Annotated in this window: 21 protein-coding genes; 12 read left to right on the forward strand and 9 right to left on the reverse strand. The window is 72.0% G+C overall.

What is annotated here, in order from left to right; genetic code table 11:
- Positions 1-47 precede the first annotated feature (47 nt).
- Positions 48-1,541 carry a glycosyltransferase family 2 protein gene (locus SJY07_RS04905; RefSeq protein ID WP_328295361.1) on the forward strand — a complete coding sequence of 498 codons (1,494 nt, stop codon included), beginning with the start codon at positions 48-50 and terminating at the stop codon, positions 1,539-1,541.
- A gap of 64 nt (positions 1,542-1,605) precedes the next feature.
- On the opposite strand, the gene SJY07_RS04910 is transcribed toward SJY07_RS04905, so the two are convergent.
- On the reverse strand, positions 1,606-2,025 hold the full coding sequence (locus tag SJY07_RS04910; protein WP_380157391.1) for a Dabb family protein: 420 nt from the start codon (positions 2,023-2,025) through the stop codon (positions 1,606-1,608).
- 6 nt (positions 2,026-2,031) lie between these two features.
- Between SJY07_RS04910 and SJY07_RS04915 the strand changes: the two genes are divergently transcribed.
- Positions 2,032-2,478, forward strand: coding sequence for a RidA family protein (locus SJY07_RS04915; protein ID WP_380157393.1), 447 nt, complete (start codon positions 2,032-2,034; stop codon positions 2,476-2,478).
- Between the two features lie 6 nt (positions 2,479-2,484).
- On the opposite strand, the gene lepB is transcribed toward SJY07_RS04915, so the two are convergent.
- Positions 2,485-3,216, reverse strand: coding sequence for a signal peptidase I (gene lepB, locus SJY07_RS04920; protein WP_328295358.1), 732 nt, complete (start codon positions 3,214-3,216; stop codon positions 2,485-2,487).
- Positions 3,217-3,301: 85 nt separating this feature from the next.
- Positions 3,302-4,801 carry an MFS transporter gene (locus SJY07_RS04925; protein ID WP_380162174.1) on the reverse strand — a complete coding sequence of 500 codons (1,500 nt, stop codon included), beginning with the start codon at positions 4,799-4,801 and terminating at the stop codon, positions 3,302-3,304.
- A gap of 176 nt (positions 4,802-4,977) precedes the next feature.
- On the opposite strand from SJY07_RS04925, the gene SJY07_RS04930 reads away from it, so the two are divergent.
- The 4 genes from SJY07_RS04930 to SJY07_RS04945 are packed head-to-tail and all read left to right on the forward strand — an operon-like array spanning position 4,978 to position 9,724.
- Positions 4,978-5,646 (forward strand): TetR/AcrR family transcriptional regulator, encoded by a 669-nt coding sequence (locus SJY07_RS04930; RefSeq protein ID WP_380157395.1) that lies wholly within the window; start codon positions 4,978-4,980, stop codon positions 5,644-5,646.
- 52 nt (positions 5,647-5,698) lie between these two features.
- Positions 5,699-6,922 (forward strand): thiolase family protein, encoded by a 1,224-nt coding sequence (locus SJY07_RS04935; protein ID WP_380157397.1) that lies wholly within the window; start codon positions 5,699-5,701, stop codon positions 6,920-6,922.
- Positions 6,922-8,979, forward strand: a complete 2,058-nt coding sequence (locus tag SJY07_RS04940) for a 3-hydroxyacyl-CoA dehydrogenase NAD-binding domain-containing protein (protein WP_380157399.1) — start codon at positions 6,922-6,924, stop codon at positions 8,977-8,979. Before SJY07_RS04935 ends, SJY07_RS04940 begins: the two co-directional genes overlap by 1 nt.
- 34 nt (positions 8,980-9,013) lie before the next feature.
- Positions 9,014-9,724 carry a GntR family transcriptional regulator gene (locus SJY07_RS04945; protein WP_380157401.1) on the forward strand — a complete coding sequence of 237 codons (711 nt, stop codon included), beginning with the start codon at positions 9,014-9,016 and terminating at the stop codon, positions 9,722-9,724.
- Here the strand turns inward: SJY07_RS04945 and SJY07_RS04950 are convergent.
- Complete coding sequence (locus tag SJY07_RS04950; protein ID WP_380157403.1) at positions 9,721-10,482, reverse strand: SDR family NAD(P)-dependent oxidoreductase; 762 nt, start codon at positions 10,480-10,482, stop codon at positions 9,721-9,723. The two genes, SJY07_RS04945 and SJY07_RS04950, sit on opposite strands and share 4 nt — an antisense overlap.
- A 196-nt stretch (positions 10,483-10,678) precedes the next feature.
- Here SJY07_RS04950 and SJY07_RS04955 point away from each other — a divergent pair, with 196 nt between their 5' ends.
- Positions 10,679-12,643: a methyl-accepting chemotaxis protein gene (locus SJY07_RS04955; protein ID WP_380157405.1), complete on the forward strand. Its 1,965-nt coding sequence runs from the start codon at positions 10,679-10,681 to the stop codon at positions 12,641-12,643.
- A 6-nt stretch (positions 12,644-12,649) separates the two neighbouring features.
- On the opposite strand, the gene SJY07_RS04960 is transcribed toward SJY07_RS04955, so the two are convergent.
- Genes SJY07_RS04960 through SJY07_RS04970 form a run of 3 tightly spaced genes read right to left on the reverse strand, consistent with a single transcriptional unit; the run spans position 12,650 to position 16,864 of the window.
- A complete protein-coding gene (locus SJY07_RS04960) occupies positions 12,650-13,819 on the reverse strand; it encodes an acyl-CoA dehydrogenase family protein (RefSeq protein ID WP_328295350.1) in 1,170 nt (389 codons plus the stop codon).
- On the reverse strand, positions 13,816-15,336 hold the full coding sequence (locus SJY07_RS04965) for a long-chain fatty acid--CoA ligase (RefSeq protein ID WP_380157407.1): 1,521 nt from the start codon (positions 15,334-15,336) through the stop codon (positions 13,816-13,818). Before SJY07_RS04965 ends, SJY07_RS04960 begins: the two co-directional genes overlap by 4 nt.
- 52 nt (positions 15,337-15,388) lie before the next feature.
- Positions 15,389-16,864 carry a GGDEF domain-containing protein gene (locus SJY07_RS04970; RefSeq protein ID WP_380157408.1) on the reverse strand — a complete coding sequence of 492 codons (1,476 nt, stop codon included), beginning with the start codon at positions 16,862-16,864 and terminating at the stop codon, positions 15,389-15,391.
- Between the two features lie 95 nt (positions 16,865-16,959).
- On the opposite strand from SJY07_RS04970, the gene valS reads away from it, so the two are divergent.
- Positions 16,960-19,590 (forward strand): valine--tRNA ligase, encoded by a 2,631-nt coding sequence (valS, locus tag SJY07_RS04975; RefSeq protein ID WP_380157410.1) that lies wholly within the window; start codon positions 16,960-16,962, stop codon positions 19,588-19,590.
- 53 nt (positions 19,591-19,643) lie between these two features.
- Here valS and SJY07_RS04980 read toward each other — a convergent pair whose 3' ends face one another.
- Entirely contained in the window at positions 19,644-20,729 is a 1,086-nt protein-coding gene (locus tag SJY07_RS04980) for an inositol-3-phosphate synthase (RefSeq protein ID WP_380162176.1), read from the reverse strand.
- Positions 20,726-21,298, reverse strand: coding sequence for a PadR family transcriptional regulator (locus tag SJY07_RS04985; RefSeq protein WP_380157412.1), 573 nt, complete (start codon positions 21,296-21,298; stop codon positions 20,726-20,728). Before SJY07_RS04985 ends, SJY07_RS04980 begins: the two co-directional genes overlap by 4 nt.
- Before the next feature lie 137 nt (positions 21,299-21,435).
- Between SJY07_RS04985 and SJY07_RS04990 the strand changes: the two genes are divergently transcribed.
- The 4 genes from SJY07_RS04990 (at position 21,436) to SJY07_RS05005 (ending at position 25,964) form a co-directional block, all read left to right on the forward strand.
- On the forward strand, positions 21,436-21,864 hold the full coding sequence (locus tag SJY07_RS04990; RefSeq protein WP_380157414.1) for a MarR family winged helix-turn-helix transcriptional regulator: 429 nt from the start codon (positions 21,436-21,438) through the stop codon (positions 21,862-21,864).
- Positions 21,865-21,967: 103 nt separating this feature from the next.
- Positions 21,968-22,468, forward strand: a complete 501-nt coding sequence (locus SJY07_RS04995) for a MarR family winged helix-turn-helix transcriptional regulator (RefSeq protein WP_380157416.1) — start codon at positions 21,968-21,970, stop codon at positions 22,466-22,468.
- Positions 22,465-25,104: an MFS transporter gene (locus tag SJY07_RS05000; RefSeq protein ID WP_380157418.1), complete on the forward strand. Its 2,640-nt coding sequence runs from the start codon at positions 22,465-22,467 to the stop codon at positions 25,102-25,104. Before SJY07_RS04995 ends, SJY07_RS05000 begins: the two co-directional genes overlap by 4 nt.
- Positions 25,101-25,964 carry a YceI family protein gene (locus SJY07_RS05005; protein ID WP_380157420.1) on the forward strand — a complete coding sequence of 288 codons (864 nt, stop codon included), beginning with the start codon at positions 25,101-25,103 and terminating at the stop codon, positions 25,962-25,964. The genes SJY07_RS05000 and SJY07_RS05005 overlap by 4 nt, the downstream gene beginning before the upstream one ends.
- Positions 25,965-26,012: the final 48 nt, after the last annotated feature.

Below are 26,012 nucleotides of genomic sequence, written 5' to 3' on the forward strand. Positions count from 1 at the left end.
CCCTCGCACTGCACCCCCGAACTCCCCCCGCCCCCGGAGGAACCCCCATGGCCGTCCAAGACCTCGCCCCCCTGCTGGTCCAGCCCGAACCCCGGGTCGTCGAAGGCACCGTCGTGCCGCGCCTGAGCGTGCCGGCTCCCCGGACGAGCATCGCCGACCGGATCGCCGACACCGCGGTGACCGCCCGCCGTGCCCTCGAGGTCACCATCCACCGGCTGCGCTACCGCCCGGCCACCCGCCGCACCGCCAAGATGGCCGTGCTGCTCCCCGCGCACAACGAGGAGCAGGACATCGAGGCGTGCCTGGAGTCGCTCATGGCGCAGTCGCGGACCCCGGACCTCATCGTCGTCGTCGCGGACAACTGCACCGACGCCACCGTGAAGATCGCCAAGCGCTACCGCGGCGTCAAGGTCATCGAGACCGTCGGCAACACCGACGCCAAGGTCGGCGCCCTCGCCACCGGGTACGCGGAGTTCCTGGCCGGCGGCGCCTTCGACGTCATGGTCAGCATGGACGCCGACGTCGTGCTGGACCCCGACTGCCTCGCCGACCTCGAGGCCGAGCTGCTGAAGACCCCCAGCGCCGCCGCCGTGTCGGCGAAGTACCACTTCGCCGAGGGCACCGGCGGCTGGTTCAACCGCCAGCTGGTCCGCGCCCAGAAGATGGACTTCACCCAGTTCCAGGTCCGCGCCAACGAACGTGCCCGCAAGACCACGATCGTCGGCGGTCAGTGCTCGGCCTTCCGCTTCAGCGCCATCGACGAGGTCACCCGCCGCCACCACCGTCCCGCGCCGTGGACGAACGAGACCGCCACCGAGGACGCGCAGCTCGGCCTCGAACTGCAGGAGATCGGCTGGACGACGGTCATGTCGGCCACCGCCCGCGCCCAGGTCGGCGCCATGCCGACCGTCCGCGCCCTCTCGGGTCAGCGCGCCAAGTGGAACGCCGGGCTCATCTCGCTCATGACGAGCATGCCGCTGTCCAAGCGCACCCTGCCGTTCTGGCTGCAGCACATCGGTCTGGGCCTCAACGTCGTCATGCGTCTCGCCTTCGTCGCCCTGCTCGCCGCGTCGCTGTCGGTCTCGCAGTTCGTCTGGTCCTGGTGGTGGATCACCCCGACCGCCCTCGCGGCGCTCTACCAGCTGAAGATGGCCCACCTCTCCCCCCACCGGACCCGCGCCGACTACCTCTTCGCCGTGCTCTGGCTGCCCGGTGAGATGTGGCTGTGGTTCTCCGGCTGGAACACCGCGAAGTCCTGGGTGACCCACCTGCTCGGCAAGCGACGCGACCTCTGGGCCGACCAGGCCGCCGCCGAGGCCGGCAAGCGCAGCGGCAGCGGCGCGGGCGCCCTGCTCGCCACCATCGTCGGCTCCGTCGTCGCGTCCTCCGTCGGCGCCTGGTACTGGCTGACCCAGGCCAGCGTCGAGTTCCAGCGCGTGGTGCTCACCGTCGGCTGGCGCACCCTCGCCGCCGTGACGATCATCGCCAGCGTCCTGCTCGTCATCAAGCTGCTGCGCCCGACCCGCGGGCTCACCGCCTGACCCACCACCCAGAGCGCGGACAGGTCCCCGGACCGGTCCGCGCTCTCGTGCGTCCGGGCTCGGCTCAGGCGACGACGTCGAAGACCAGCACCCCGTCGGTGGGGTGCAGCAGGGGCCCGACGAACTCCTTGAACCGCGCGTGCGCGGGGTCGAGGTGCGCGGGATCGTCCAGGACGGGGGTGCCCACGTAGTAGTTGCGGTCGCCCTCCGAGGCGAACGTCACGACGATGCCGTGGCGGAACGGTGCCGCTCCCTCACCGCTGGCCTGCTCCCCCGCCTCGATCGAGACGACGTAGCGCTCACCGTCGCGCTCGGAGTCCGCGAGCGCCCGGAACCGGCGCAGGACCTCCTGCTGCTGCTCCTCGGTCACGTCGTCGCGGTAGCGGAACAGGACCACGTGACGCACGGTCGCGCGACGGTAGTCGCGGGCGGTGAAGGTGGCCGGGCCGACCTCGGCCAGCTGACGTCTGAGTTCTTCGAGCACGACGGCATGCTGGCACGTCCTCCGCGCGCCGCGAGTGGAACGTCCGGCGGCTCACAGGTGCCTCTGAACACGTCGAACGTTCCACTCCACGGACTGGAGCGCACCGCGTCGCGAAGGGCCCTCAAGGACGCGAAACACTCCAGTCGAGCGGGAAGCGCGTGTCCGCTGGACGCAGACGGGGCCACGGTGTCCGTCGGAGACGTCGTCGGGCAGACCCGTCAGGTCGTCGCGAACCTGATCACCGCACTGGCGGCCGCGGGAGCGGAGCTCTCCGACGTGGTGAAGACCACCGTCTACGTCGCGTCCGCGGACCGTGATGACCTCGGCGCGGTCTGGGACGTGGTGCGGACGGCGTTCGGCGACCACGACGCTCCGAGCACGCTGCTCGGCGTCAGCGTGCTCGGCTACCCGGACCAGCTGGTGGAGGTGGAGGCGGTCGCCGTCCTGACGTGAGCGCGGCTACCGGTCCTTGACGTCGGCGAAGGCCGAGGGGGTGCCCAGCCACGACCAGTGCGAGACCGGCCAGACGACGCTGTAGGCGCGACCCACGACGAGGTCGATCGGGACGAAACCGCCGTCGGTGGACCCGGCGTTGTAGCGGGAGTCGCGGGAGTTCTGCCGGTTGTCGCCCATGACCCAGAGCTCCCCGGCGGGGACGGTCACGTCGAAGTCGACCTCGGTGGGTTCGGCGCCGGTGGCGAGGTAGGACGACTCGTCGACGGGCGTGCCGTTCACGGTGATCTCGCTGCCGTCGTCGGTGCCGACGACGTGGTCGCCGGGGAGGCCGATGACGCGCTTGATGAGGTGGTCGTCGGAGTCCTCGGGGAGCAGACCGACGAAGGTCAGGACGTCGGAGACGGCCGTCGCCACCGCACCGCGCTGGACCGTGCTGCCCGGGGGCAGCCAGCCCCCCGGGTCCTGGAAGACGACGACGTCGCCGCGGGCGAGGTCGAAGGGGCCCGGCGTCAGCTTGCTGACGATGACCCGGTCGCCGACGTCGAGGGTCTGCTCCATCGACTCCGAGGGGATGAAGAAGGCCTGGAGGAGGAACGTCTTCACGACGAGGGAGACGACGAGGGCCACCGCCACGACGAGGACGACCTCGCGCACGGCCGCGAAGAGCCGGCCGCCCGCGGACGGCTGCGGTGGCGGCGTCGAGCCCGGAGCGTCGACGTCCTGTTCGGTGCTCATGCGTTCTCCCTCACCCGTGCTCCCCGTGCTCCCCATTCGTGCAGGCCCAGTCAACTCCACGCCCGCCCCAGCGTCACACGCGTGGTCAGTGGGCGATGACCGGACCCGCGTCGGGGTCGAACTGCGGCGCCCCGCGACGCAGCAGCAGACCGGTGGCGAGGGCACCGACCACGAAGATCCCCGAGCAGACCCAGAACGCGACGTGGTAGCTCGACAACGTCGCCTGGGCGAGGTCGGCCGGGGACGGCTCGCCGTCGACGTGGTCGGCGAGGTAGCCCGTCACGGTGCTGCCGGCGAGCGCGGAGAGCAGCGCGGTGCCGATGGACCCGCCGATCTGCTGGACGGTGTTGGCCATCGCGCCCGCGACGCCGGCGTCGGCGGGCTGGACGCCCAGGGTGGCCGTGGCCATCGCCGCGGAGAAGATGAAGCCCAGGCCGACGCCCTCGACGATCAACCCGGGCAGGACGACCGAGGCGTAGTGGGAGTCGACGTCGATGCGGGTCAGGAGGGCCATGCCGAGCGCGGCGAGGACGAGGCCGGTGGGGACGAGGGGCTTGGGACCCACGCGCGGCAGCAGCCGGGCCCCCACGAACGGTGCGGTCACCGAGACGGCACCGATCATCGGCAGGAACGCCAGCCCGGTCTGCACCGGGGTGTACCCGAGCTGCTTGGCCAGGTAGTAGGTGAGGAAGAGGAAGACCCCGAACATGCCCGCCCCCACGACGGCCATCGCCAGCAACGACCCACCGCGGTTGCGGTCGAGGACCACGCGCAGCGGCAGCAACGGGTGCGCCGCGCGGGTCTGCCACCAGCAGAACACCACGAGCAGGACGATCCCGGCGACGAGGAACCCCCACGTGCTCGGGGAGGTCCAGCCGTGGGTCTCGGCGTTGCCGAGGCCGTAGACGATCCCGACGAGACCGAGGACGGCGGTCACGGTGCCGAACCAGTCCAGCGGGGCGGGGTTCGCCGACCGCCGGTGCTTGAGCAGCAGGGACGCGGCGACGACGGCCACCACGGCGAGGACGTCGTTGATGTAGAGGCACCAGCGCCAGGACAGGTGCTCGGTGAGCAGCCCGCCCAGGAGCAGCCCGATGCCGCCGCCGGCGCCCGCGACCGCCCCGAAGATGCCGAACGCCTTGGTCCGCTCACCCGGTGCGGTGAAGGTCGTCATGAGCAGCGACAACGCGGCCGGGGCGAGCATCGCGCCGAAGGCACCCTGCAGGGCGCGGGCCACGATGAGCATCCCGAAGCCCTGCGCGAGACCGCCGAGGGCGGAGGCGAGGGCGAAACCCACCAGACCGGTGAGGAACATCGGCTTGCGTCCGACGACGTCGGAGAGGCGGCCGCCGAGCAGCAGCAGACCGCCGAAGGCGAGGGCGTAGGAGGTCACGACCCACTGGCGGTCGTCGTCGGAGAACCCGAGCGAGGCCTGCGCGGTGGGCAGGGCGATGTTCACGATCGTGGAGTCGAGGACCACCATGAGCTGGGCCAGCGACAGGACCGCGAGGACGAGCCAGCGCGAACGGTCGGCCGGGGGTGCCGGGACGTCGTTCTCGGGCGAGGTGCGCGGACGCGGCGGCACCGCGCTCGCGGTCTCACGCACCGGGTCGCGGGGCGGGTCTGCCGGGGTGGCCTCGGTGCTCACGAGCTCTCTTCCGTGACGGGGGTCTGCTGGTCTCCCGTTCTGCTTCGGCCGCGCCGCGCGCGAAGTTGAGGCCCGTCCTCCACTTCGTCCGCGGACGTGCCGATGGGCAGGTCGTGAGCACCACCACCCCCGCCCCGGCGGACCGCCCGCTGCGGCGCGACGCCGAGCTGAACCGCCGACGGGTGCTCGACGCCGCCCGGGCGGTGTTCGCCACCCGTGGCCTGGTCGCCAGCCTCGACGACGTCGCGCGCCACGCCGGCCTCGGGGTGGGGACGGTCTACCGCCGCTTCCCGGACAAGGGCGCCCTGGTCGAGGCGCTCTTCGAGGAACGCATCCGCGAGCTCGTCGACCTCGCGGACAGCGCGGCCGCGGAGGTCGACCCCTGGGACGCCGTCGTGCGCTTCCTCACCGGCGCGTGCGAGCGGATGGCCGCCGACCGCGGGCTGCGCGACGCCGTCCTCTGCGCGGAGCACGGTCGCAGCGGACTCGCCCTGGCCCGCGCCGAGCTCGGGCCCCGGTTGCAGGAGCTGGTCCGGCGCGCCCGCTGCGCCGGTCGGTTGCGGCCCGACGTGGAGACGAGCGACCTGGTGGTGCTCCTGAAGTCCGTGCACGTGCTGGACGCCGGCGAGGCCTGGCGCCGCCAGCTCGCCATCGCGCTCGACGGCCTCTGCACCGCCCGTCGCCACCCCACGCCGTTGCCCGGGACCGCGCTGAGCGAGGACGCGTTGCAGGCCGCGCTGTCCGCCTCCCGGGCGTTAAGCGGGACTCCCGGTACCGGATAAACCGGACGCCGCGTACGGTGGTGCCCGCCAGCACCAGTGACGAGGAGGTCCTGTGGTCCACACGCCCGCCCCGGGTCGGAGCGTCGTCTTCGCCGACGGCGTCCGCACCCCGTTCGGCAAGGCCCGTCCCGACGGCCTGCACGCCCAGACCCGCGCCGACGACCTGGTCGTCGCCTGCCTGCGCGAACTCCTGCGGCGCAACCCGTCCCTACCCCCAGAACGGGTCGAGGAGGTCGCGATCGCGGCCGCCACCCAGTCCGGCGACCAGGGCCTCGTCCTGGGCCGCAGTGCGGCCCTGCTGGCGGGGCTGCCCGTCACCACCCCCGGCTACGCCATCGACCGCTGGTGCGCCGGCGCGATGACGGCCGTGACGACGACCGCCGCCTCCATCGCGATCGGCGCCCTCGACGTGGCGCTCGCGGGCGGCGTCGAGCACATGGGCCACCACCCGCTCGGGCAGGGCATGGACCCCAACCCGCGGTTCCTGGTGGAACGCATCGTCTCCCCCGACGCCCTGGACATGGGCAAGACCGCGGAGGCCCTGCACGACCGGTTCCCGCAGCTCACCAAGCAGCGGGCGGACGAGTTCGCGGTGAACTCCCAGGCAAAGTTCGCCAAGGCCGTCGCCAACGGCCAGGTCGGCGCCGACCTCGTCCCGGTCGCCTCCGCCAGCTCCGAGCGCGGCTGGGGGCTCGCGACCGAGGACGAACTGGCCCGCCCCGGGACGACCGTGGAGGCGCTCGCGAACCTGCGCACCCCGTTCCGGCCGCACGGGCGGGTCACCGCCGGCAACGCCTCCCCCCTCACCGACGGGGCGACGGCGTCCCTCATCGCGGCGGAGGAGGTGGCCGGGGAACTGGGCCTGACGCCGAAGATGCGGCTCGTCGGTTTCGGGTTCGCCGGCGTGGAACCCGAGGTCATGGGCCTCGGCCCGATCCCCTCCACCGAGAAGGTCCTGGCGCGCACCGGGTTGACCATCGACGACATCGGCCTGTTCGAGCTCAACGAGGCGTTCGCCGTGCAGGTCCTCAGCTTCCTCGACCACTTCGGCATCGCCGACGACGACGAACGGGTGAACCCCTACGGCGGGGCCATCGCCATCGGGCACCCCCTCGCGGCGTCCGGGGTGCGGCTCATGACCCAGCTCGCCCGGCAGTTCTCCGAGCACCCCGAGGTCCGCTACGGCCTCACCGCCATGTGCGTGGGCCTGGGTCAGGGCGGTTCGGTCGTCTGGGAGAACCCGTCCTGGCAGGGCTTCGACGGAGGAGCGAACTGATGCCCGTCTTCGTCCGCACCCTCGACCTGCCCGCCTCCTCCGGTGTCGCCGGTCCCGGGAGGATGGCCCTGCTGACCCTGGACTCCGGCGACCCGCGGCGGCCCTTCGTCCTCGGTTCCGACACCCTGCCCGCCCTCGAGCAGGCGATCGACGAGGCCGAACGACTGGCCCACGACGAGGGTGTCGTCGCCATCGGCGTCACCGGGGTCAACGGGGTGTTCTGCGCCGGCGCCGACCTGAAGTCCGTCGCGCACACCACCTCCCGCGAGGAGGCTGTCGCGACGGCGGAAGCGGGCCACCGGGCGCTGGGCCGCTTCGCCGACGCGCCGGTCCCCACGTTCGCCTACGTCAACGGGCTCGCTCTCGGCGGCGGCCTCGAGACGGCCCTGCACTGCACCTACCGCACGGTGTCGAGCTCGGTCCGCGGCCTGGGGTTGCCGGAGGCCCATCTCGGTCTGGTCCCCGGCTGGGGCGGGACGTACCTGCTCCCCCGGATCGCCGGCCCGGACGTCGCGGTGAAGGTCGCGATCGAGAACGCGCTGGCCAACAACCGCACGCTCTCGGGTCCGCAGGCGCTCGAGGCGGGGATCGTCGACGCCGGGTTCGAACCCGCCGACTTCCTCGTGGAGTCGTTGCGCTGGACGGCGTCCGTGCTCGCGGGCACGACCACCGTGGCGCGCCGCGAACTCGCCGACGCGCCGACCTGGGACGCCGCGATCGCCCGCGGCCGGGCCGTCGCCGACACCCGCGTCCACGGTGCCGCACCCGCGCCCTACCGCACCCTGGAACTGCTCGAGGCCTCCCGCACGAACGACCGGGCGACGCACTTCGCCGCCGAGGAGGCCGCCCTGGGCGACCTCATCGTCTCCGGTGAACTGCGGGCCGGGTTGTACGCGTTCGACCTCGTGCAGCGCTACGCGAAGAAGCCCGCCGGTGCACCACCCGCCGAGGCGGCACGGAAGGTCACGAGCGTCGGCGTCGTCGGGGCGGGTTTGATGGCCTCCCAGCTCGCGCTGCTGTTCCTGCACCGGTTGCAGGTCCCGGTCGTGCTCACCGACGTCTCGGCCGAACGGGTCGAGAAGGGCGTCGAGTTCGTCCGCACCGGGGTGCAGGAACTCCTCGGCAAGGGCCGCATCACCCAGGACACCGCGAACCGTCTGACGGCGTCGGTGTCCGGTTCGGTCGACAAGGGCGCGCTCTCCGACGCGGACTTCGTCATCGAGGCGGTGTTCGAGGAACTCTCCGTCAAGCAGGACGTCCTGCGCGAGATCGAACCCCTGCTGCGTGAGGACGCCGTGCTGGCGACCAACACCAGTTCGCTGTCGGTGACGGAGATGGCCTCGGTCCTGAAGAACCCCGAGAGGTTCGTCGGGTTCCACTTCTTCAACCCCGTCGCGGTGCTCCCGCTCGTCGAGGTCGTGCGCACCGGGACGACCGACGAGGCCGCCCTGGCCACGGCGTTCGCCGTCGGGAAGCGGCTGAAGAAGACGTGCGTCCTGGTCCAGGACGCGCCCGCGTTCGTGGTGAACCGCATCTCGACGCGTATGTTCGACGAGGTCGTCCGGGCCCTCGACGCGGGAACCCCGCTGCTCGAGGTGGAACGCAGCCTCGACCCCCTCGGGCTGCCGATGTCGCCGTTCCGGTTGGCGTCGTTCGTGGGACCGGCGGTCATGCTGCACGTGCACGAGACGCTCGCCGCGGCCTTCCCCGACCGCTACCGCGTCTCGGACAACCTGCGGCGCTGGGTCGAGGCCGGTTCACCGGAACTCGTCACGCCGAAGGGCCCGGTCGCCGAGACCGGGGCCGCGGAGGGGTTGTTCTCGGTGGCCACCGAACCGCTCACCGGTGAGCAGGTCCTGCGCAACGTGCAGGACGCGCTCGCCGACGAGATCCGCCGGGTGCTGGACGAGGGGGTGGTCGCGGGCCCGCAGGACGTCGACGTCTGCCTCGTCCTGGGCACCGGGCACCCGTTGTTCACCGGCGGGATCACCCCGTACCTCGACCGCGTCGGGGCCTCCGAGCGCGTCACCGGACGGCGGTTCCACCCGGCGGGATAGCCTGTCGGCCGAGAGTTCTCGGTCCGGGAGGGTGGTGGCAGTGGTACGCGACGCCCCCACCCTCCCCACCGCCCCGTCCCGGGCCTCGCTCGCCGACGCCGTCCACACCTCGTTGCTCACGTGGTTGATGGACGGCCACGCCGCCCCGGGTTCCTCGTTGAGCATCGACGGGCTCGCGCGTGATCTCGGCGTCTCTCCCACGCCGGTGCGGGAGGCGTTGGTCCGCATCGAGTCCACCGGTCTCGTCCACCGCGCGGCCCTGCGCGGGTACTTCGTCGCGGACATGCTGAGCGCGACCGAGGTGAACGACCTCATGGACGCGCGGTTGCTGCTGGAGTGCCGCAACGCCGCCCTGGCCGCGGCGCACGTCGACGACGCCCTGCTCACCGTGCTGGCGGCCACCGTGGAACGCATGACGGCGGCACCCACCGGACCGGGTTTCGCGGAGTACCGCGAGTACCACGCGGCGGACAACGAGTTCCACCACGTCCTGAACCGGGCCGGCGGGAACCGGTTCCTCGCCGAGGCGTTCGAGGGGCTGAACGGACAGATCCAGCGGTTCCGGTTGCGCCTGGTCCCCGGCGTGGGGGTCACGGACGCCGGGTTGGCGATCGCCGAGCACGCGGCCATCGTCGAGGCCCTGGGCCGCCGGGAACCGGACGGGGTGGAACTCGCGGTGCGCGAGCACCTCGAGAAGGTGCGCGAACGCGCCCTCGACGATCGCGAGTCCGTCCCCGCGGGTTAGTGGATGAGCTTCCCGCCGTCGACCTGGAACTCCGCGCCGTTCACGTACCCCGCGTCCTCACCGAGCAGGAATGAGACCATCGCGGCGATGTCGTCGGGCTGGCCGACGCGGCCGACGGGGATGCCGGCCGACATGTCGGCCTTGCGCTCGTCGGTGAGCTTCCCGCCCATGATGTCGGTGTCGATGGGACCGGGCAGGATCGCGTTCGCCGTGATGCCGAACGGGCCGAGTTCACGCGCGGCGCCCTTGGTCAGCCCGAGGACGGCGGCCTTCGAGGCCGCGTAGGCGGTCTTGGAGAACGTCCCGCCCCCGTCGAGCGCGGTGATCGAGGAGGTGTTGACGATCCGCCCGACCCCGACCTCCATCATCCGCTTCGCCGCGGACTGGATCATCAGCAGGGACCCCGTCGCGTTCACCGCGTAGCTGAGGTTCCACTCCGCCACCGTCAGCTCCATCAACGGCGTGGGGCAGGCGATCCCGGCGAGGTTCACGAGACCCACGACGGGCGGCAGCGCGTCGTCGATGCGGGCGAAGGCGGCCACGACGTCGTCCTGGGCGGTGATGTCCACGGCGACACCGAGCGCCGCGGTGGACGCGGACAGTTCCTCGGCGATCTCGGCGACTCCGTCCGCGCGGACGTCGACGAGGGCGAGGCTCCAGCCCTCGCGGGCGAGGCGGCGGGCCACCACGCGACCGATGCCGCGCGGGGCACCGACCCCGGTGACGACGGCGGTGCGCTGGGCGGGGAACGCGTTCACGACGGATTCGTCTCCTTCGATCGACCGGTCCGATGATCCAACATCCAATAGGATTCTGCGTCAACCCCTCATGGGGACCTGGGAGTGGCGACCTGAGAGGAACGTCACCCGGCGACTCCCATCCACGACCTCAAGGGCGGTCCGGGGTGGGCCGATGCGGTCGAGGACGCCCCTCGACCACCCTGGAGACGACCTCGTGCGCAGCATCCGTACCCGCCTGGTGGCGAGCACTCTCGCGATGGTCGTGACGACGCTGACGCTGCTCATCGTCGTCGTCACCGCCAAGAGCGGCTCCTTCGGCGAGGAACAGGCGACGAACTACACCTCGCAGCTGGCGCAGACCAGCGCCGCCCAGGTTCAGGAACAGCTGGCCGGGGCGGTGCGCACGGTCTCCGACCTGGCCGGCGCGCTCGCCACCCTGCACCAGCAGGAGGTCCTCACCCGGCCGGCGGCCTCCGAACTCGTCCACCAGTCGCTGCTGACCCACCCCGAGTTCGTCGGGGCCGGCACGGGCTGGGAGGCGAACGCCTTCGACGGCCAGGACGCGCGGTTCGCCGGGTCCGACGCGACCACCGACGCCACAGGGCGCTTCATCCCCTACTGGTTCCGCAGCGGGAACGACGTCTCCGTGACCCCGCTGACCGACCTCGACGACCCGGCGAAGAGCGCCTGGTTCTGGACGCCCAAGCAGACCGGGAAGGTCTACTTCACCGAACCGTACGAGTACGAGATCGACGGCGTGAACGTGCTCATGAGCACCGCCGCCGCGCCGGTCGTCGTCGACGGCACGTTCCTCGGCGTCGTCACCGCCGACCTCGCGCTGACCAGCCTCACCTCCTCGATGGCCGAGATCAAGCCCTACGGCAGCGGCTACGCCTCGCTGCTCACCGACCAGGGCACCGTCGTCACGAGTCCGGACACGAAGCTCCTCGGCAGCGCCGCCACCGGCGACACCAAGGCCCTCGCCGCGCAGGTGACCGCCTCGCGGACCACCGCGACCCGGGCCGGGACCGACAGCGTCCTCGGCGAGGACGCGCTCACCGCGGTCGCCCCGGTGACCGTCACCGCCGAGCAGACCTGGACCCTGCTCGTCAGCGCCCCGCGCTCGGCCGCCCTCGCTGCGAGCCGCTCGCTGCGCACCACCACCCTGCTGCTCGGCCTGCTGGCCGTCCTCGTCGCCGGCGCCGTGACCTGGGTCATCGGGACCGGCATCGGCCGCCCGATCCGCCGCCTGCGCGACAGCCTGGCCGACATCGCGGACGGCGACGGCGACCTGACCAAGCGCGTCGACGAGACCCGCCGCGACGAACTCGGCGAACTCGGCGGGGCCTTCAACCGCTTCGCCGAGACGATCGCCGCCACCGTGCGCGAGGTCTCGACCCAGGCCGGTGAGCTGCACACCGCCGCGACCCGGCTCGACGCGACGAGCCAGCGCCTCGGGGAGAACGTCCACGACACCGCGCAGCGCTCCGGGATCGTCGCCGAGCAGGCCGAGACCGCCAGCGGTGAGGTGACCGGGATCGCCGCGGCGGCGGAGGAGATGGGTTCCAGCATCTCCGAGATCGCGCGCGGGACCTCCGAGGCGGCCCGGATCGCGGCCGAGGCCGTCGACGTCGCCCGCTCCACCGAGGGAGCGATCACGGAACTGTCCGCGAGCTCCGCGGAGATCAGCGAGATCGTCGCGGCCATCACCTCCATCGCCGCGCAGACGAACCTGCTCGCGCTCAACGCCACCATCGAGGCCGCCCGCGCCGGGGACGCCGGCAAGGGGTTCGCCGTCGTCGCCGGGGAGGTCAAGGAACTCAGCCTGCAGACCGCCCGCGCCACCGAGGACATCGAGCGCAAGATCGTCGCCCTGCAGGGCAACGTCTCCCAGGCCTCGTCCTCGGTCGCGCACATCGGGACCGTCGTCGACCGCCTCGACGAGATCCAGGCGACCGTCGCCGCCGCGGTCGAGGAGCAGTCCGCCGTGACGGGCGACCTCGCGATGGGCGTCGCCCGCGCGGCGTCGGCCACCCACACGATCGCCGGCACGATCGGCGAGGTGGCCCAGGTCGCCGGACGCACCACCGCCAGCGCCGCCGAGACCGACGCCTGTGCGCGTCAGGTCGCCGGGACGGCCGAGAAGATGCGCGAGCTCGTCGGGCGGTTCAAGGTCTGAGGCTCCTCAGGTGAAGCTGGAGATGCCCGTGAGGTGGCGGCCGACGATGAGGGTCTGGATCGACTCCGTCCCCTCGTAGGTGTGCAGCGCCTCGACGTCGGCCATGTGCCGGGCGACGCGGTGCTCCAGCAGGATCCCGTTGCCGCCCAGCAGGTCACGGGCCATCGCCGTCACGAAGCGGGCCTTGCGGGTGGCGTTGACCTTGGCCAGCGAGGCCTGGGTGTCGGTGAGCCGGCCGGAGTCGGCGAGCTTGCCGACGCGCAGGCAGAACAGCTGCATCGCGGTGACCTCGGCGAGCATCTGCACCAGCTTGTCCTGGACGAGCTGGAAGCTGGCCAGTGGCTGGCCGAACTGCTTGCGCTCCAGGGAGTAGGCGAGCGCCGTCTCGTAGGCGGCCGTCGCGTGGCCCAGCGCCCCCCAGGCGATCCCGGCCCGGGTCGCGGACAGGACGCGGCCGGTGTCGCGGAAGGAGTTCCCGCCGGGCAGCCGGTTCGCGGCCGGCACCCGCACGCCGGTCAGCGTGATGTCGGCGTTGTGGATGGCGCGCAACGACGCCTTGCCCTGGATGGCGGTGGCGCTGAACCCCGGCGTCCCGCGTTCGACGAGGAAACCCTGGACGGCGCCGTCCTCACCGCGGGCCCACACGACGCAGACGTCGCAGATCGTGCCGAACCCGATCCAGCGCTTGGCGCCGTCGAGGACGTACTCGTCACCCTCGCGGCGGGCGGTCGTGGCCAGCGCCACGGCGTCGGACCCGTGGTCGGGTTCGGTGAGCCCGAACGCCCCGAGGACCTCCAGGCGCGCCATCGGCGGCAGCCAGCGCTCCTTCTGCTCCTCCGAGCCCAGGAACGCGATGGAACGCATCGCGAGACCGGCCTGGACGCCGAGCATCGTCGCGAAGCTCCCGTCGCCCCGGGACAGTTCCATCGTGATCAGACCGGCGGCGGTGTGGCTCAGCGCCGGGATTCCCGGTCCCTGCAGACCGTCGCCCACGAGGTTCAGCTGGGCGTACTCCTTGAGGAGGTCCAGCGGCATCTCGGCGCGTTCCCAGTACCCGCCCGCGACCGGGATCACCTTCTCGTCGACGAACGCGCGGACGTTCGCCCAGACCTCGCGCTCGGCGTCGGTGAGGTCGCCGGCGATCTCGTAGTAGTCCACTCCGGTCGGGCTGGTCATGCGGGGCGCTCCTCGTGCTCGGTGCTGCGGACGGGCGGGTGGATCTCGCGTTTGAGGATCTTGCCGGTGGGGCCCTTGGGCAGCTCCTCCACGATCCAGACCCGGCGCGGGTACTTGTACGCCGCGAGCGCGTCCTTCACGTGCTGCTGCAACTCCTCGGGCGTCGCGTGCACCCCCTCCTTGAGGACGACGGCCGCGCCGATCTCCTCCCCCACCAGCGGGTCCGGGAAACCGACGACGGCGACCTGCTCGACCGCGGGGTGCTCGTAGAGGACCTCCTCGACCTCGCGCGGGTACACGTTGTAGCCACCGCGGTCGATCATGTCCTTGGCCCGGTCGACGATCGTGTAGTACCCGTCCTCGTCGCGGGTCGCGAGGTCCCCGGTGCGGAACCAGCCGTCGACGAACGTCTGCGCCGTCGCGGTCTCGTTGCGCCAGTAGCCCTTCATGACGTTCTCCCCGCGGACGACGATCTCTCCGACCCCTTCGGTGACGACGGAGCCGTCGGCGCCGCGCAGGTCCATCTCGCAGCCGCGCACCGGGACCCCGATCGTGCCGGGTTTGCGGACGGCGCCGGGGTGGTTGAAGGAGGCGACCGGCGAGGTCTCGCTCAGCCCGTAGCCCTCCAGGATCTCCACGCCGAAGCGCGCCTCGAAACCGCGCAGGACCTCTACCGGCAACGACGCGCCACCGGAGACGCAGGAACGCCAGGAGGACAGGTCGTAGGACTCGGCGTCGGGTTCGTTGAGCATCGCGACGTACATCGTCGGCACCCCGGCGAAGTGGGTCACCCGGTCGCGCTGCACGACGGCGAGCGCCGCGGCGGCGCTGAAGCGCGGCAGCAGCGTCATGGTGCGCCCGGCGATGAGGGCGGTGTTCATGGCGCAGGTCTGGCCGAAGGCGTGGAACAGCGGCAGCGCACCGAGGATGACGTCGTCCCCGCCGAGGCGGATGAGGCTCTCCTGGGAGGTGACGGCATTGCTGAAGAGGTTGCGGTGGCTCAGCTCCGCACCCTTGGGCGAGCCGGTGGTGCCGGAGGTGTAGAGGATCACGGCGGTGTCGTCGGGGTCCGGTGCGTGCGCCGCGGGGTCGGGGTCAACGCCGGCGAGCAGGGCGGCGGTGGCCTCCGGTTCGACGACGACCACCCGGGTCGGGGTGCCGACGGCGCCGGCGTGGGAGGCGTCCGCGACGGCGTGCCAGACGAAGGCGAGGACGGCGCCGGAGTCGGCGAAGTGGTGGTTCACCTCGCGGCCGCGCAGCAGCGGGTTCATCGGGACGACGACCGCGCCGGCGCGGAGGATGCCGTGGTAGAGCACGGGGAACTGGGGCACGTTGGGCAGGATCAGGGCGACGCGGTCGCCGGGCCGGACGCCCTCGGTGCGCAGCAGGGTCGCGACCCGGGCGGTGGCGTCGTCGAACCCGCGCCACGTGAGGGTGTGCTCGTCGAGCCGGACGGCGATGCCGTCGGGCCGGTTGCGGGCGTGCTCGGCCAGGGTGGTGCTGAACGTGGTGCTCATCGGAACTCCTGCAGACGTCGTCGGCCGCGTGTTCCTGCGAGTTTCACACACCTCAGGCGCTGGGGCGCGAGTACTCCCCCGGTTGCGGCTCGGGGCGGTGTGCGACGGCGGTGCGGCTGCAGGCGCGCCCGGCGTGCTTGGCAGCGTAGAGGGCCTCGTCAGCCCGGCCGACGAGGACGCCGGTCTCCTCGCGCCCGTCCCAGCCGGCCAGGCCCGCCGAGAACGCCTGCCCCGCGGGCACCACCGCGCGCAGCTCGTCCAGCAGCAGCTCGACGCGCGCGGGCTCCCACCCGGTGATGACGAGGAGGAACTCCTCACCGCCCCACCGCGCGAGCTGCGCCCCCGTCCCGGTCAGCGCGGTGGTCCAGGCGGTCGCCGCGCCCACGAGGAGGGCGTCACCGGCGGGGTGGCCGTAGGTGTCGTTGAAGGCCTTGAAGTGGTCGAGGTCGAGCAGGGCGACGACGAGGGGGACCCCCTCGCCCCGGGCCCGCTCCTGCGCCCGCTGCAGCTCGGCGTCGGCGCTGCGACGGTTGAGCAGGCCGGTGAGGGGGTCGGTGCGCGCGAGGTCGCCCAGCAGGTCGGTCTGCTCGCGCAGCCGGCGCAGCAGGGTCGACATCCGGGCCACCACGAGCAGGAACAGGGTGGTGGCGCCGACGACGACCGCCCAGCCCTCGGTCGGCAGGCCGAGGACCAGCTGCAGGGCCAGGGTGCCGGGGGCGAGGAGGCTGGCGCCGGTGAGGACGGCCAGGCGCAGCGGGCTGAACTCGTGCCGGCTGCTGGGTGAGGGGTCGGAGAGGCGACGCATGGAGGGGTGCAGGGCGGCCGCCCCCCACAGCACGTAGGAGCTGGTGAAGGCCAGGTCGACCCAGGTGTCGTTCAGGGTGGCGTAGGCGTCGGAGTACTGCCAGAGCGTGTCGGCCGTCAGCATGAGGGTCGCGGCCCCGCACAGCAGGCCGGCCGCGGCCGAGCGGGGCCCGGCCGCGCTCAGGACGCGCACCAGCATCGCCAGCAGGAGGACGTCGCCCACGGGGTAGGCCAGCGAGACGAGTCCGGCGGGCAGGTCCTGCGGCAGGGCGGCCAGGGCGGGGCGCACGAGGAAGGTCCAGGACAGCAGCCCGAAGCCGACGGCGAGGATCGCGGCGTCGATGACGCCCTCGCGGTCCGCCCCGGGCCGGGCCTGGCGCGCCATCCGCAGCATCGCGACGGCGATCAGGGGGTAGGCCAGCAGGTAGAAGGCGTCGGGCACGCTGGGAAAGGCGTCCCAGCCCAGCCAGGTGTAGCAGACGGCGTAGGAGGTGTCACCCAGCGCCCAGGCCAGCAGACCGCCGGCCAGGAGCCACCAGGCCGAGGCCCGCTGCGGTCGGTGCAGGCGCGTCCCGAGCGCCGTCGCCACGGCGGCGGAGATGCTGACCACCGAGAACAGGACGTCGTTCGGCAGTCCCGCCGGCAGCGCGACACCCACGCCGGCGGCGAGCGCACCACCGGCGGCGTAGGCCTGCCAGGGCAGCAGGCGGCGGGCGGGAGACATACCGCAGCATCGGCGCGTCCCGGGCGCAGCTTCAGTCCCCGTCACCGGATCGGGTGCCGGAGCGGGGGCCCGGTCGCGGCTGGAATGATGGGGTCATGTCCGACGCCACGCCCGCAGCGCCCGCACCCCAGTTCCAGACGAACGTCGCGCCCGGTGTCGAGGTACCCGACCGTCCCACGGTGGACGGGCTGGAGGAGCGCTGGGCCCCGACGTGGCAGGAGGAGGGCACCTACGCCTTCGACCGCACCTCCCAGCGCTCCGACGTCTACTCCATCGACACCCCGCCGCCGACGGTGTCCGGTTCGCTGCACGTCGGGCACGTCTTCAGCTACACCCACACCGACGTCGTCGCGCGCTTCCAGCGCATGCGTGGCAAGTCCGTCTTCTACCCGATGGGCTGGGACGACAACGGCCTGCCGACCGAACGCCGGGTGCAGAACTACTACGGCGTGCGCTGCGACCCGACGCTGCCCTACGACGCCTCGTTCGTGCCGCCGGAGAAGGCCCCGAAGAACGACCGCGACTTCGTCCAGATCTCGCGGCGCAACTTCGTCGAGCTCTGCGACCGGCTGACGGCCGAGGACGAGCAGGTCTTCGAGTCGCTCTGGCGCCGTCTGGGCCTCTCGGTGGACTGGTCGCACACCTACTCCACGATCTCGGCGACCTCGCGGGCCACGGCCCAGCGCGCCTTCCTGCGCAACCTCGCGCGCGGCGAGGCCTACTCCCAGCAGGCACCGACGCTGTGGGACACGACGTTCCGCACGGCCGTCGCGCAGGCCGAGCTGGAGGACAAGGACACCGAGGGCGCCTACCACCGGATCGGGTTCACCCCCACCGACGGCGGCGAGACCGTCCACATCGAGACCACCCGCCCGGTGCTGCTGCCGGCCTGCGTGGCCCTCGTCGCCCACCCCGACGACGAGCGCTACCAGCCGCTGTTCGGGAAGACCGTGACGACGCCGCTGTTCGGCGTGGAGGTCCCCGTCGTGGCGCACCGGCTGGCCGACCCCGAGAAGGGGTCCGGGATCGCGATGATCTGCACCTTCGGCGACACGACCGACATCACCTGGTGGCGCGAGCTGCAGCTGCCCAACCGCGCCGTCATCGGGCGCGACGGGCGCCTGCTGCGCGAGACCCCCGCGTGGCTGACCACCCCCGACGGCGCCGGGTTCTACGAGAGCATCGCCGGCGCGACGGTGTTCAGCGCGCAGAAGGCCGTCGTCGAGGCCCTGCAGGCCTCCGGCGACATGGTCGGGGAGCCGAAGAAGATCACGCACCCGGTGAAGTACTACGAGAAGGGCGACCGCCCGCTCGAGATCGTCTCGACCCGTCAGTGGTACCTGCGCAACGGGGGCCGCGACACCGACCTGCGCTCGGCGCTGCTCGCCCGCGGTGGGGAGCTGGCCTGGCACCCCGAGCACATGAAGCACCGCTACGACCACTGGGTCACGGGGCTCAACGGGGACTGGCTGATCTCGCGTCAGCGCTTCTTCGGGGTGCCGTTCCCGGTCTGGTACCGCCTCGACGCCGACGGTGAACCCGTCTACGACTCCCCGATCGTCCCCGAGGAGTCGGCGCTGCCGGTGGACCCGGCGGCGGAGGCCGCTCCCGGTTTCACCGAGGACCAGCGCGGGGTGCCGGGTGGTTTCGCCGCCGACCCCGACGTGATGGACACCTGGGCGACGTCGTCGCTGACCCCGCTGCTGGCCGGCGGCTGGGAACGGGACGAGGACCTCTTCTCCCGGGTCTACCCGATGGACCTGCGCCCGCAGGGCCAGGACATCATCCGCACCTGGCTGTTCTCCACCGTGGTGCGTTCGCACCTGGAGTTCGGCGGTCTGCCCTGGGCGCGGACGGCGCTCTCGGGCTGGATCCTCGACCCCGACCGCAAGAAGATGTCGAAGTCCAAGGGCAACGTCGTCACCCCGTTGGCGCTGCTGGAGGAGTTCGGCTCCGACGCCGTGCGCTACTGGGCCGCGTCCTCCCGGCTGGGCACCGACGCGACGTTCGACACCGGCCAGATGAAGATCGGGCGCCGGTTGGCGATGAAGCTGCTGAACGCCTCGAAGTTCGTCCTCGGGCTCGGGGTCGAGCGCGGCACGGCGGCGGAGCCCGCCGCGGTGAGCGAACCGATCGACGCGAGCGTGCTCGCGGGGTTGTCCGTCGTGGTGCGCCAGGCCACCGAGGCGTTCGAGCGCTACGACCACGCGAGTGCGCTGGACGTGACCGAGAAGTTCTTCTGGAACTTCTGCGACGACTGGGTGGAGCTGGTCAAGGACCGCGCCTACGGTTCCCGCGGTCCGGTGGCCGCGGCCAGCGCCCGGGCGACGGCGGCGATCGCGTTGCGGACGCTGCTGCGCCTGTTCGCGCCGTTCCTGCCCTACGCGGCCGAGGAGGTCTGGTCGTGGTGGCAGGACGGCTCGGTGCACACCAGCGCCTGGCCCGTCCTGGACGACCTGGGGGCGACCGACGACGGTGCGCTCGGAGTGCTTTCCGCTGCGGGGCAGGCGCTCTCGGCGCTGCGCAAGGTGAAGAGCGAGGCCAAGGTCTCGCAGAAGACCCCGCTCACCGCGGCCACCCTGTCCGGTCCGGCCGCGCTCGTGGAGGCCGCTCGTCGCGCCGAGGGTGACCTGCTCGCCGCCTCGCGCGCGGCCTCGATCAGCTGGGAGGTCGTCGAGGGGGCGGAGACCCTGACGGCGAAGGCGGAGATCGCCCCCACCGACTGACCCGACCCGTGATCTTGCTGGGAACCCCGGCAAGATCACGGATCGGTGGGGGGTCAGCGGTCGACGGTGCCCGCGATGAACGCCTCGACGCCGTGGCGGCCGGCCTCGTCGTCGCGCTGCTGCGGCGGGGACTTCATGAAGTACGCCGACGGGGACAGCAGCGGACCGCCGATCCCCCGGTCCAGCCCGATCTTCGCGGCCCGGACGGCGTCGATGATGACGCCGGCGGAGTTCGGGGAGTCCCAGACCTCGAGCTTGTACTCCAGGTTCAGCGGGACGTCACCGAAGGCCTTGCCCTCGAGGCGGACGTAGGCCCACTTGCGGTCGTCGAGCCACTGGACGTAGTCGCTGGGGCCGATGTGCACGTTGCGGGTGCCGAAGTCGGCGTGCACGTTCGACGTGACGGCCTGGGTCTTGGAGATCTTCTTCGACTCCAGCCGGTCGCGTTCCAGCATGTTCTTGAAGTCCATGTTGCCGCCGACGTTCAGCTGGTAGGTGCGTTCCAGCTTGATGCCGCGGTCCTCGAGCAGCTTCGCGAGGACCCGGTGGGTGATGGTCGCACCGACCTGGGACTTGATGTCGTCGCCGACGATCGGGACACCGGCGTCGGTGAACTTCTGCGCCCACTCCGGGGTGCCGGCGATGAAGACGGGCAGTGCGTTGACGAAGGCGACGTGCGCGTCGATCGCGGCCTGGGCGTAGAACATCGCCGCGTCCTCGGAACCGACGGGCAAGTAGCAGACGAGGACGTCGGCCTTCGCCTCGCGCAGCGCGGCGACGACGTCGACGGGTTCGGCGTCGGACTCGGTGATGGTCTCGCGGTAGTACTTCCCGAGGCCGTCGAGGGTGGGGCCGCGCTGGACGGTCACCCCGGTGGTCGGGACGTCGCAGATCTTGATGGTGTTGTTCTCGCTGGCGCCGATGGCGTCGGCGAGGTCGGTGCCGACCTTCTTGTCGTCGACGTCGAACGCGGCGACGAACTCGATGTCGCGCACGTGGTAGTCGCCGAACTGGACGTGCATGAGACCGGGGACGCTCTGCGTCGGGTCGGCGTCGCGGTAGTAGTGCACGCCCTGGACGAGCGAGGCGGCGCAGTTGCCGACGCCGACGATCGCGACGCGGATGGGTCCTGCCATCAGGGGTTCTCCTCTGGTTTCTCGGGGTGGTGCTCTGCGGAGATGAGGCGTTCGAGCCAGTCGACCTCGCTGCGGACGGTCTCCAGGCCGTGCCGCTGCGCCTCGAGGGCGTAGGAGTCGAGCTGGGCCTGGGTGCGGTCGATGGAGCGGTTCATCTGCTCGAGGCGTTCCAGCAGACGGGCCCGGCGGCCTTCGAGGATGCGCAACCGCGTGCGCGGGGCGACCCGGGTGAAGAGGGCGAAGTGGACGCCGAACGCGTCGTCCTCCCACGCGTCGGGACCGGACTCCTCGAGCATCTGCCCGAGCCGGTCCTTGCCGTGGCGGGTGATCTCGTAGACGACGCGTGCCCGCTTCGGGCTGACGGTGCCCGGGATGCGTTCCTCGGTCGTCTCGGTGATGCAGCCACCGGCCTGCAGGGCGCGCAACGCGGGGTAGAGCGTCCCGTAGGACAGCGCCCGGAACGCCCCGAGGCGCAGGTCGAGACGTTTGCGGACCTCGTAGCCGTGCAGCGGGCCGTCGGCCAGCAGCGCCAGCACCGCGAGGAGCAGGACGTCGCCGCGTTTGCGGACCACAAGTTCTCCATTCCGATGCATCGGTTCGATGCATCGATGGGGACAGTACGGGGCCCGGGGCCCCCGGACAAGCCGCCGGGTCCGGCGCGTCGGGTGCGTGGCACGTGCCGGGCCGCGCGGACCGGTAGGTTCCTCGGATGGTCACGGGCCCCGCCGAAGCGCTGGAACGCGAACTCGCCGTGCTGTTGCGCCGCTCACGCGCGATCAACCGGGAGACCGCGCGCAGCGTGCACCCCGACCTCGAACCCGAGGCCTACAGCCTGCTCGTCCGCCTCGACGACGTCGGCGAGACCCGCCCCTCCGACCTCGCGACGTTCTTCGGGATCGGCAAGCCCACCCTGTCGCGCCAGGTCCAGCTCCTCGAACGCCTCGGGCTGGTGACCCGCGAAGCCGACCCCACGGACGGTCGCGCCGTGCGGCTGACCCTCTCCCCCGAAGGCCTGGAGAAGGTGCACGCGGCGCGCTCGGCCCGCCGGCAGCGCCTGCACTCCCGCCTCGCGGGCTGGCCCGAGGACGACATGACCGAGCTCGCCGCCCTCCTCGGCCGCCTCAACGCCCTGATCTGACCTTCCCTCCCCCGACGACGGCTTCTGGGGACCTCGGGGTTGCATGCTGCAACCATCCGGGCATATCGTTGCTTGCACACACCAACCGAGCTTGAAGGTCGACATGGCCACACCTCACGCGTGTGCCGCGCTCGTCGACGTGTTCCCGGACCTGCTCCGCGCACGCCGCACGCTCGTCGGCACGCTGAACACCCCCGCGATCGCGACGCTGGCCGTCGTGCACCAGCGGGGTTCCCTGCGCATCAGCGAGGTCGCCGAGCACCTCTCGCTCGACCTCTCCACCGTCAGCCGCCAGGTGACCCACCTGCGGCAGAAGGGGTTCCTCGACTCCGCCCCCGATCCCGACGACGGCCGCTCGCAGCGGCTGACCGTCAGCGCCGAGGGTGTCGAGGAACTCCGCCACCACCGCCGGGCCATCGTCGGCAAGCTCGTCGAGCGCCTCGACGCCTGGCCCGACCACGAGGTCGGCGACCTCACCCGGCTCCTCGGGAAACTCGTCACGACCGCCACCACCGAGTGCGCGGTCACCACGTCAGCGGCAGCGTCGCCGGAGAACACCGAGCTCGTCCCCGAGCGGGAGAAAGAGTTGCAGGCGAACGCATGAGCACCACGACCCCCACCCACCCGGCGCACTCCGACAGTGCCGTGCCGAAGATGTCCCACAAGGAGGTGCTCGAGGCGCTCTCGGGCCTGCTCCTCGGGATGTTCGTGGCGATCCTGTCCTCGACGGTCGTCTCGAACGCCCTCCCGACCATCGTCAACGACCTCCACGGCACGGAGTCCGGCTACACCTGGGTCGTCACCGCCGCGCTGCTCGCGACGACGATCTCCACCCCCATCTGGGGCAAGCTCTCGGACCTGTTCTCCAAGAAGCTGCTCGTGCAGACGGCGCTGATCATCTACGTGATCGCCTCGGTCGTCGCGGGCCTGTCCACCAACATGGGCATGCTCATCACGCTGCGCGTCTTCCAGGGCATCGGCGGTGGCGGTCTGCTCGCCCTCACCCAGGTCGTGCTGGCGTCGATGGTCAGCCCCCGGGAACGCGGCCGGTACTCCGGCTACCTCGGCGCGACCTTCGCCCTCGCCACCGTCGGGGGCCCGCTGATCGGCGGGGTCCTCACCCAGCACCTGTCCTGGCACTGGTGCTTCTACGTCGGTGTCCCCTTCGCCGTCATCGCCTTCTTCGTGCTCCAGTTCAAGCTGAAGCTGCCGCCGCAGGCCAAGCGCGCGGTCTCCATCGACTACCTCGGCGCCTTCCTCCTCGCCGCCGGCATCTCCGCGCTGCTCGTCTGGGTCTCCCTGGCCGGCACCCAGTTCGCCTGGGGCTCCTGGTGGACCGTCGCCCTGGTCGCCGGGGGTGTGATCTTCCTGGGCCTCGCGGTCCTAGCCGAGCACCGCGCCAAGGAGCCGATCGTCCCGCTGAAGTTCTTCCGCAACCCGACGATCGCCCTCTCCGCCGCCGCGAGCCTCTTCGTCGGCGTCGCCCTGTTCGCCGCCACGATCTTCCTCGGCCAGTACTTCCAGCTGGCCCGCGGGGAGACCCCGACCAGGGCCGGGATCATGACCATCCCGATGATCATCGGGCTCTTCCTGTCCTCGACCATCGCCGGCCGGTTCATCACCAAGACCGGACGCTGGAAGAGCTGGCTCGTCGTGGGCGGCCTGCTCCTCACCGTCGGTCTCGGCCTCATGGGCACCATCGAGTACGACACCAACTACTGGGTCGTCGCGCCGTACATGGCCCTCGTCGGTCTCGGCGTCGGCATGATGATGCAGAACCTCGTGCTCGCGGTCCAGAACGTCGTCGAACCCCGTGACCTCGGCTCCGCGTCGTCCTTCGTGGCCTTCGCCCGCAGCCTCGGCGGAGCCATCGGCGTCTCGGCCCTCGGTGCCGTCCTCGGCCACCGCGTGACCAGCCACCTGAGCTCGGGTCTGCGCTCCGCCGGCATCGACCCCGCCGCAGCGGCTCGCTCGCTCGGTTCCAGCACCGGGGTGCCGGACCTGGCCACGATCCCCGAGCCCGTCCGCGGCATCGTCCAGGCCGCCTACGGCTCCTCGATCGCCGAGGTCTTCCTCATCGCGGCCCCGTTCGCCCTCTTCGCCTTCGTCATCACGTTCTTCTTCAAGGAGCGGGCGTTGCGCGGCGGCGAGGAGACCGGACAGGATGCCCAGGTGGCGACCACCGCTCCCGCGGCGGTCCAGGACTCCCCGGCCGGGCACGCTGCGGTCGAGGGTTCGCACGACAGCTCGGTGAACGGTGCCGCGCACGGCGCTCCGTTGAACGGCTCGGTGAACGGGTCCGTGAACGGTGCCGCCGCAGCGCTCAACGGTGTCGCGCACCACGACCGGGAGGAGACGACGGGCGTGTCCGCTCAATCCACCCGCACCGACACCGGACTCTCGCTGTCCGGTTCCGTCCGCCACCACGACCGGCGTCCGCTGCCGGGTGCCGTCGTGACCCTCGCCGACCAGTCCGGCCAGCAGGTCGCCCGCACCTCGACCCGCGAGGACGGCACCTACCGCCTCGCGCTGCCGACCGGCGGGACCTACCTGCTGATCGTCGCGGCGGCCCACGTGGCCCCCTCGGCGACCCTCGTCGGGATCGGTGACACCTCCGTCACCCGCGACGTGGTGCTCTCCGGTCGCTCGGCCATCACCGGCCGGGTCCTGGCTCACGAGATCCACGACGGCGTCGACTCCGGCAACCACCACGGGGTCCAGGGCGCGCTCGTCACCCTGACCGACGTGACCGGCGAGGTCGTCGGCTCCACCCGCACCGACGGTGGCGGCGGCTACGCCTTCGACCAGCTCATGGGCGGCAGCTACGTGCTGACTGCGCAGAACGAGTCGCACCGTCCGCTGGCCCGCAGCGTCGAGGTCCCCGACTCCGGCGCCCTGGCCTGCGACCTCGTCCTCACCGGCGGCGGCCGCCTCACCGGCACCGTCGTCGCCGCGAGCGACGGTCGGGTCGTCCGCGAGGCGTCCGTGACCCTCGTCGACTCCTCCGGTGAGGTCGTCGGCTCCGTCGTCACCGGCACCGACGGCAGCTACTCCTTCGAGGACCTGGCGGGCGGGCACTACACGCTCACCGCCGCCGGGTTCGCTCCGGTGGCCACGGCCGTCGACATCGAGGAGGACACCGTCTCCGCCGCCCAGCTGACCCTGGGCTCCGGCCAGGCCGGCACCATGCTGGACCTGACCCGCTTCGAGACGAACTCCCAGATCGGCGACCCGCGGTGAGTCCCGACCGCGAGACCGACCTGCGCGCCGACCGGAACGTCGGCGCGCAGGCCGGCGCGGGCGTCACCGGCGAGGGGAAGGTGCTGACCCGTGAGGGGTGGCCCGTCACCGGCGCCTCGGTCACGCTGCTCGGCGCCGACGGGGCCCAGGTGGCCCGGGCCGTGACCGCCGGCGACGGGGTCTTCTCCCTCGACGGCGTCCCGGCGGGGGCCGCGACGATGCTCGTCGCGGCCCCGGCCCACGAGCCGCGGGCCACGACCGTCGTCGTCCCGGCCGACGGGGCCTGGCACGTCGGGGAGGTTCGTCTGCGCCGTCAGGGCGGCAGCGACGTCCCCCCGCCCGGGATCTGGGCGATCGACGTCACGCACTCGACGATCTCCGCGCGCGCCTACCACCTGGGACTCTCGGCGGTCACGGGACGCTTCACCAGCTTCTCCGGGGTGATCACCGTCCCCGAGGACGTCACCCGTTCCCGCGTCGAGGTCGAGATCGACGCGACCTCGATCGACACCGGCAACACCCAGCGCGACGAGCACCTGCGCTCGGCGGACTTCCTCAACACCACGGAGTTCCCGACGTTGTCGTTCCGGGCGACGGGTCTGCAGCGCGGAGCCGACGGGTGGGGCCTCGCCGGGGACCTGACCCTGCTGGCCACCACCCGGCCCGTGCAGCTGCAGCTGTCCTACTCCGGCAGCGGTCCCGACCCGTGGGGTGGCACCCGGGCTGCGTTCTCGGCCACGGCCGAGCTGCACCGCGACGACTTCAAGATGAACTGGAACCAGGCCGTCGGCATCGGTGTCGCCGTCTTCGGGACCACGCTCAAGGTCGCGATCGACGTCGAGGCCGTCCTCCAGCAGTGACCCTCACCCACCCGTGATCCCGCTGGGACTCCAGGCGAGATCACGGGT

It is taken from the genome of Kineococcus sp. R86509, from assembly GCF_042466365.1.
Classification (GTDB): domain Bacteria; phylum Actinomycetota; class Actinomycetes; order Actinomycetales; family Kineococcaceae; genus Kineococcus.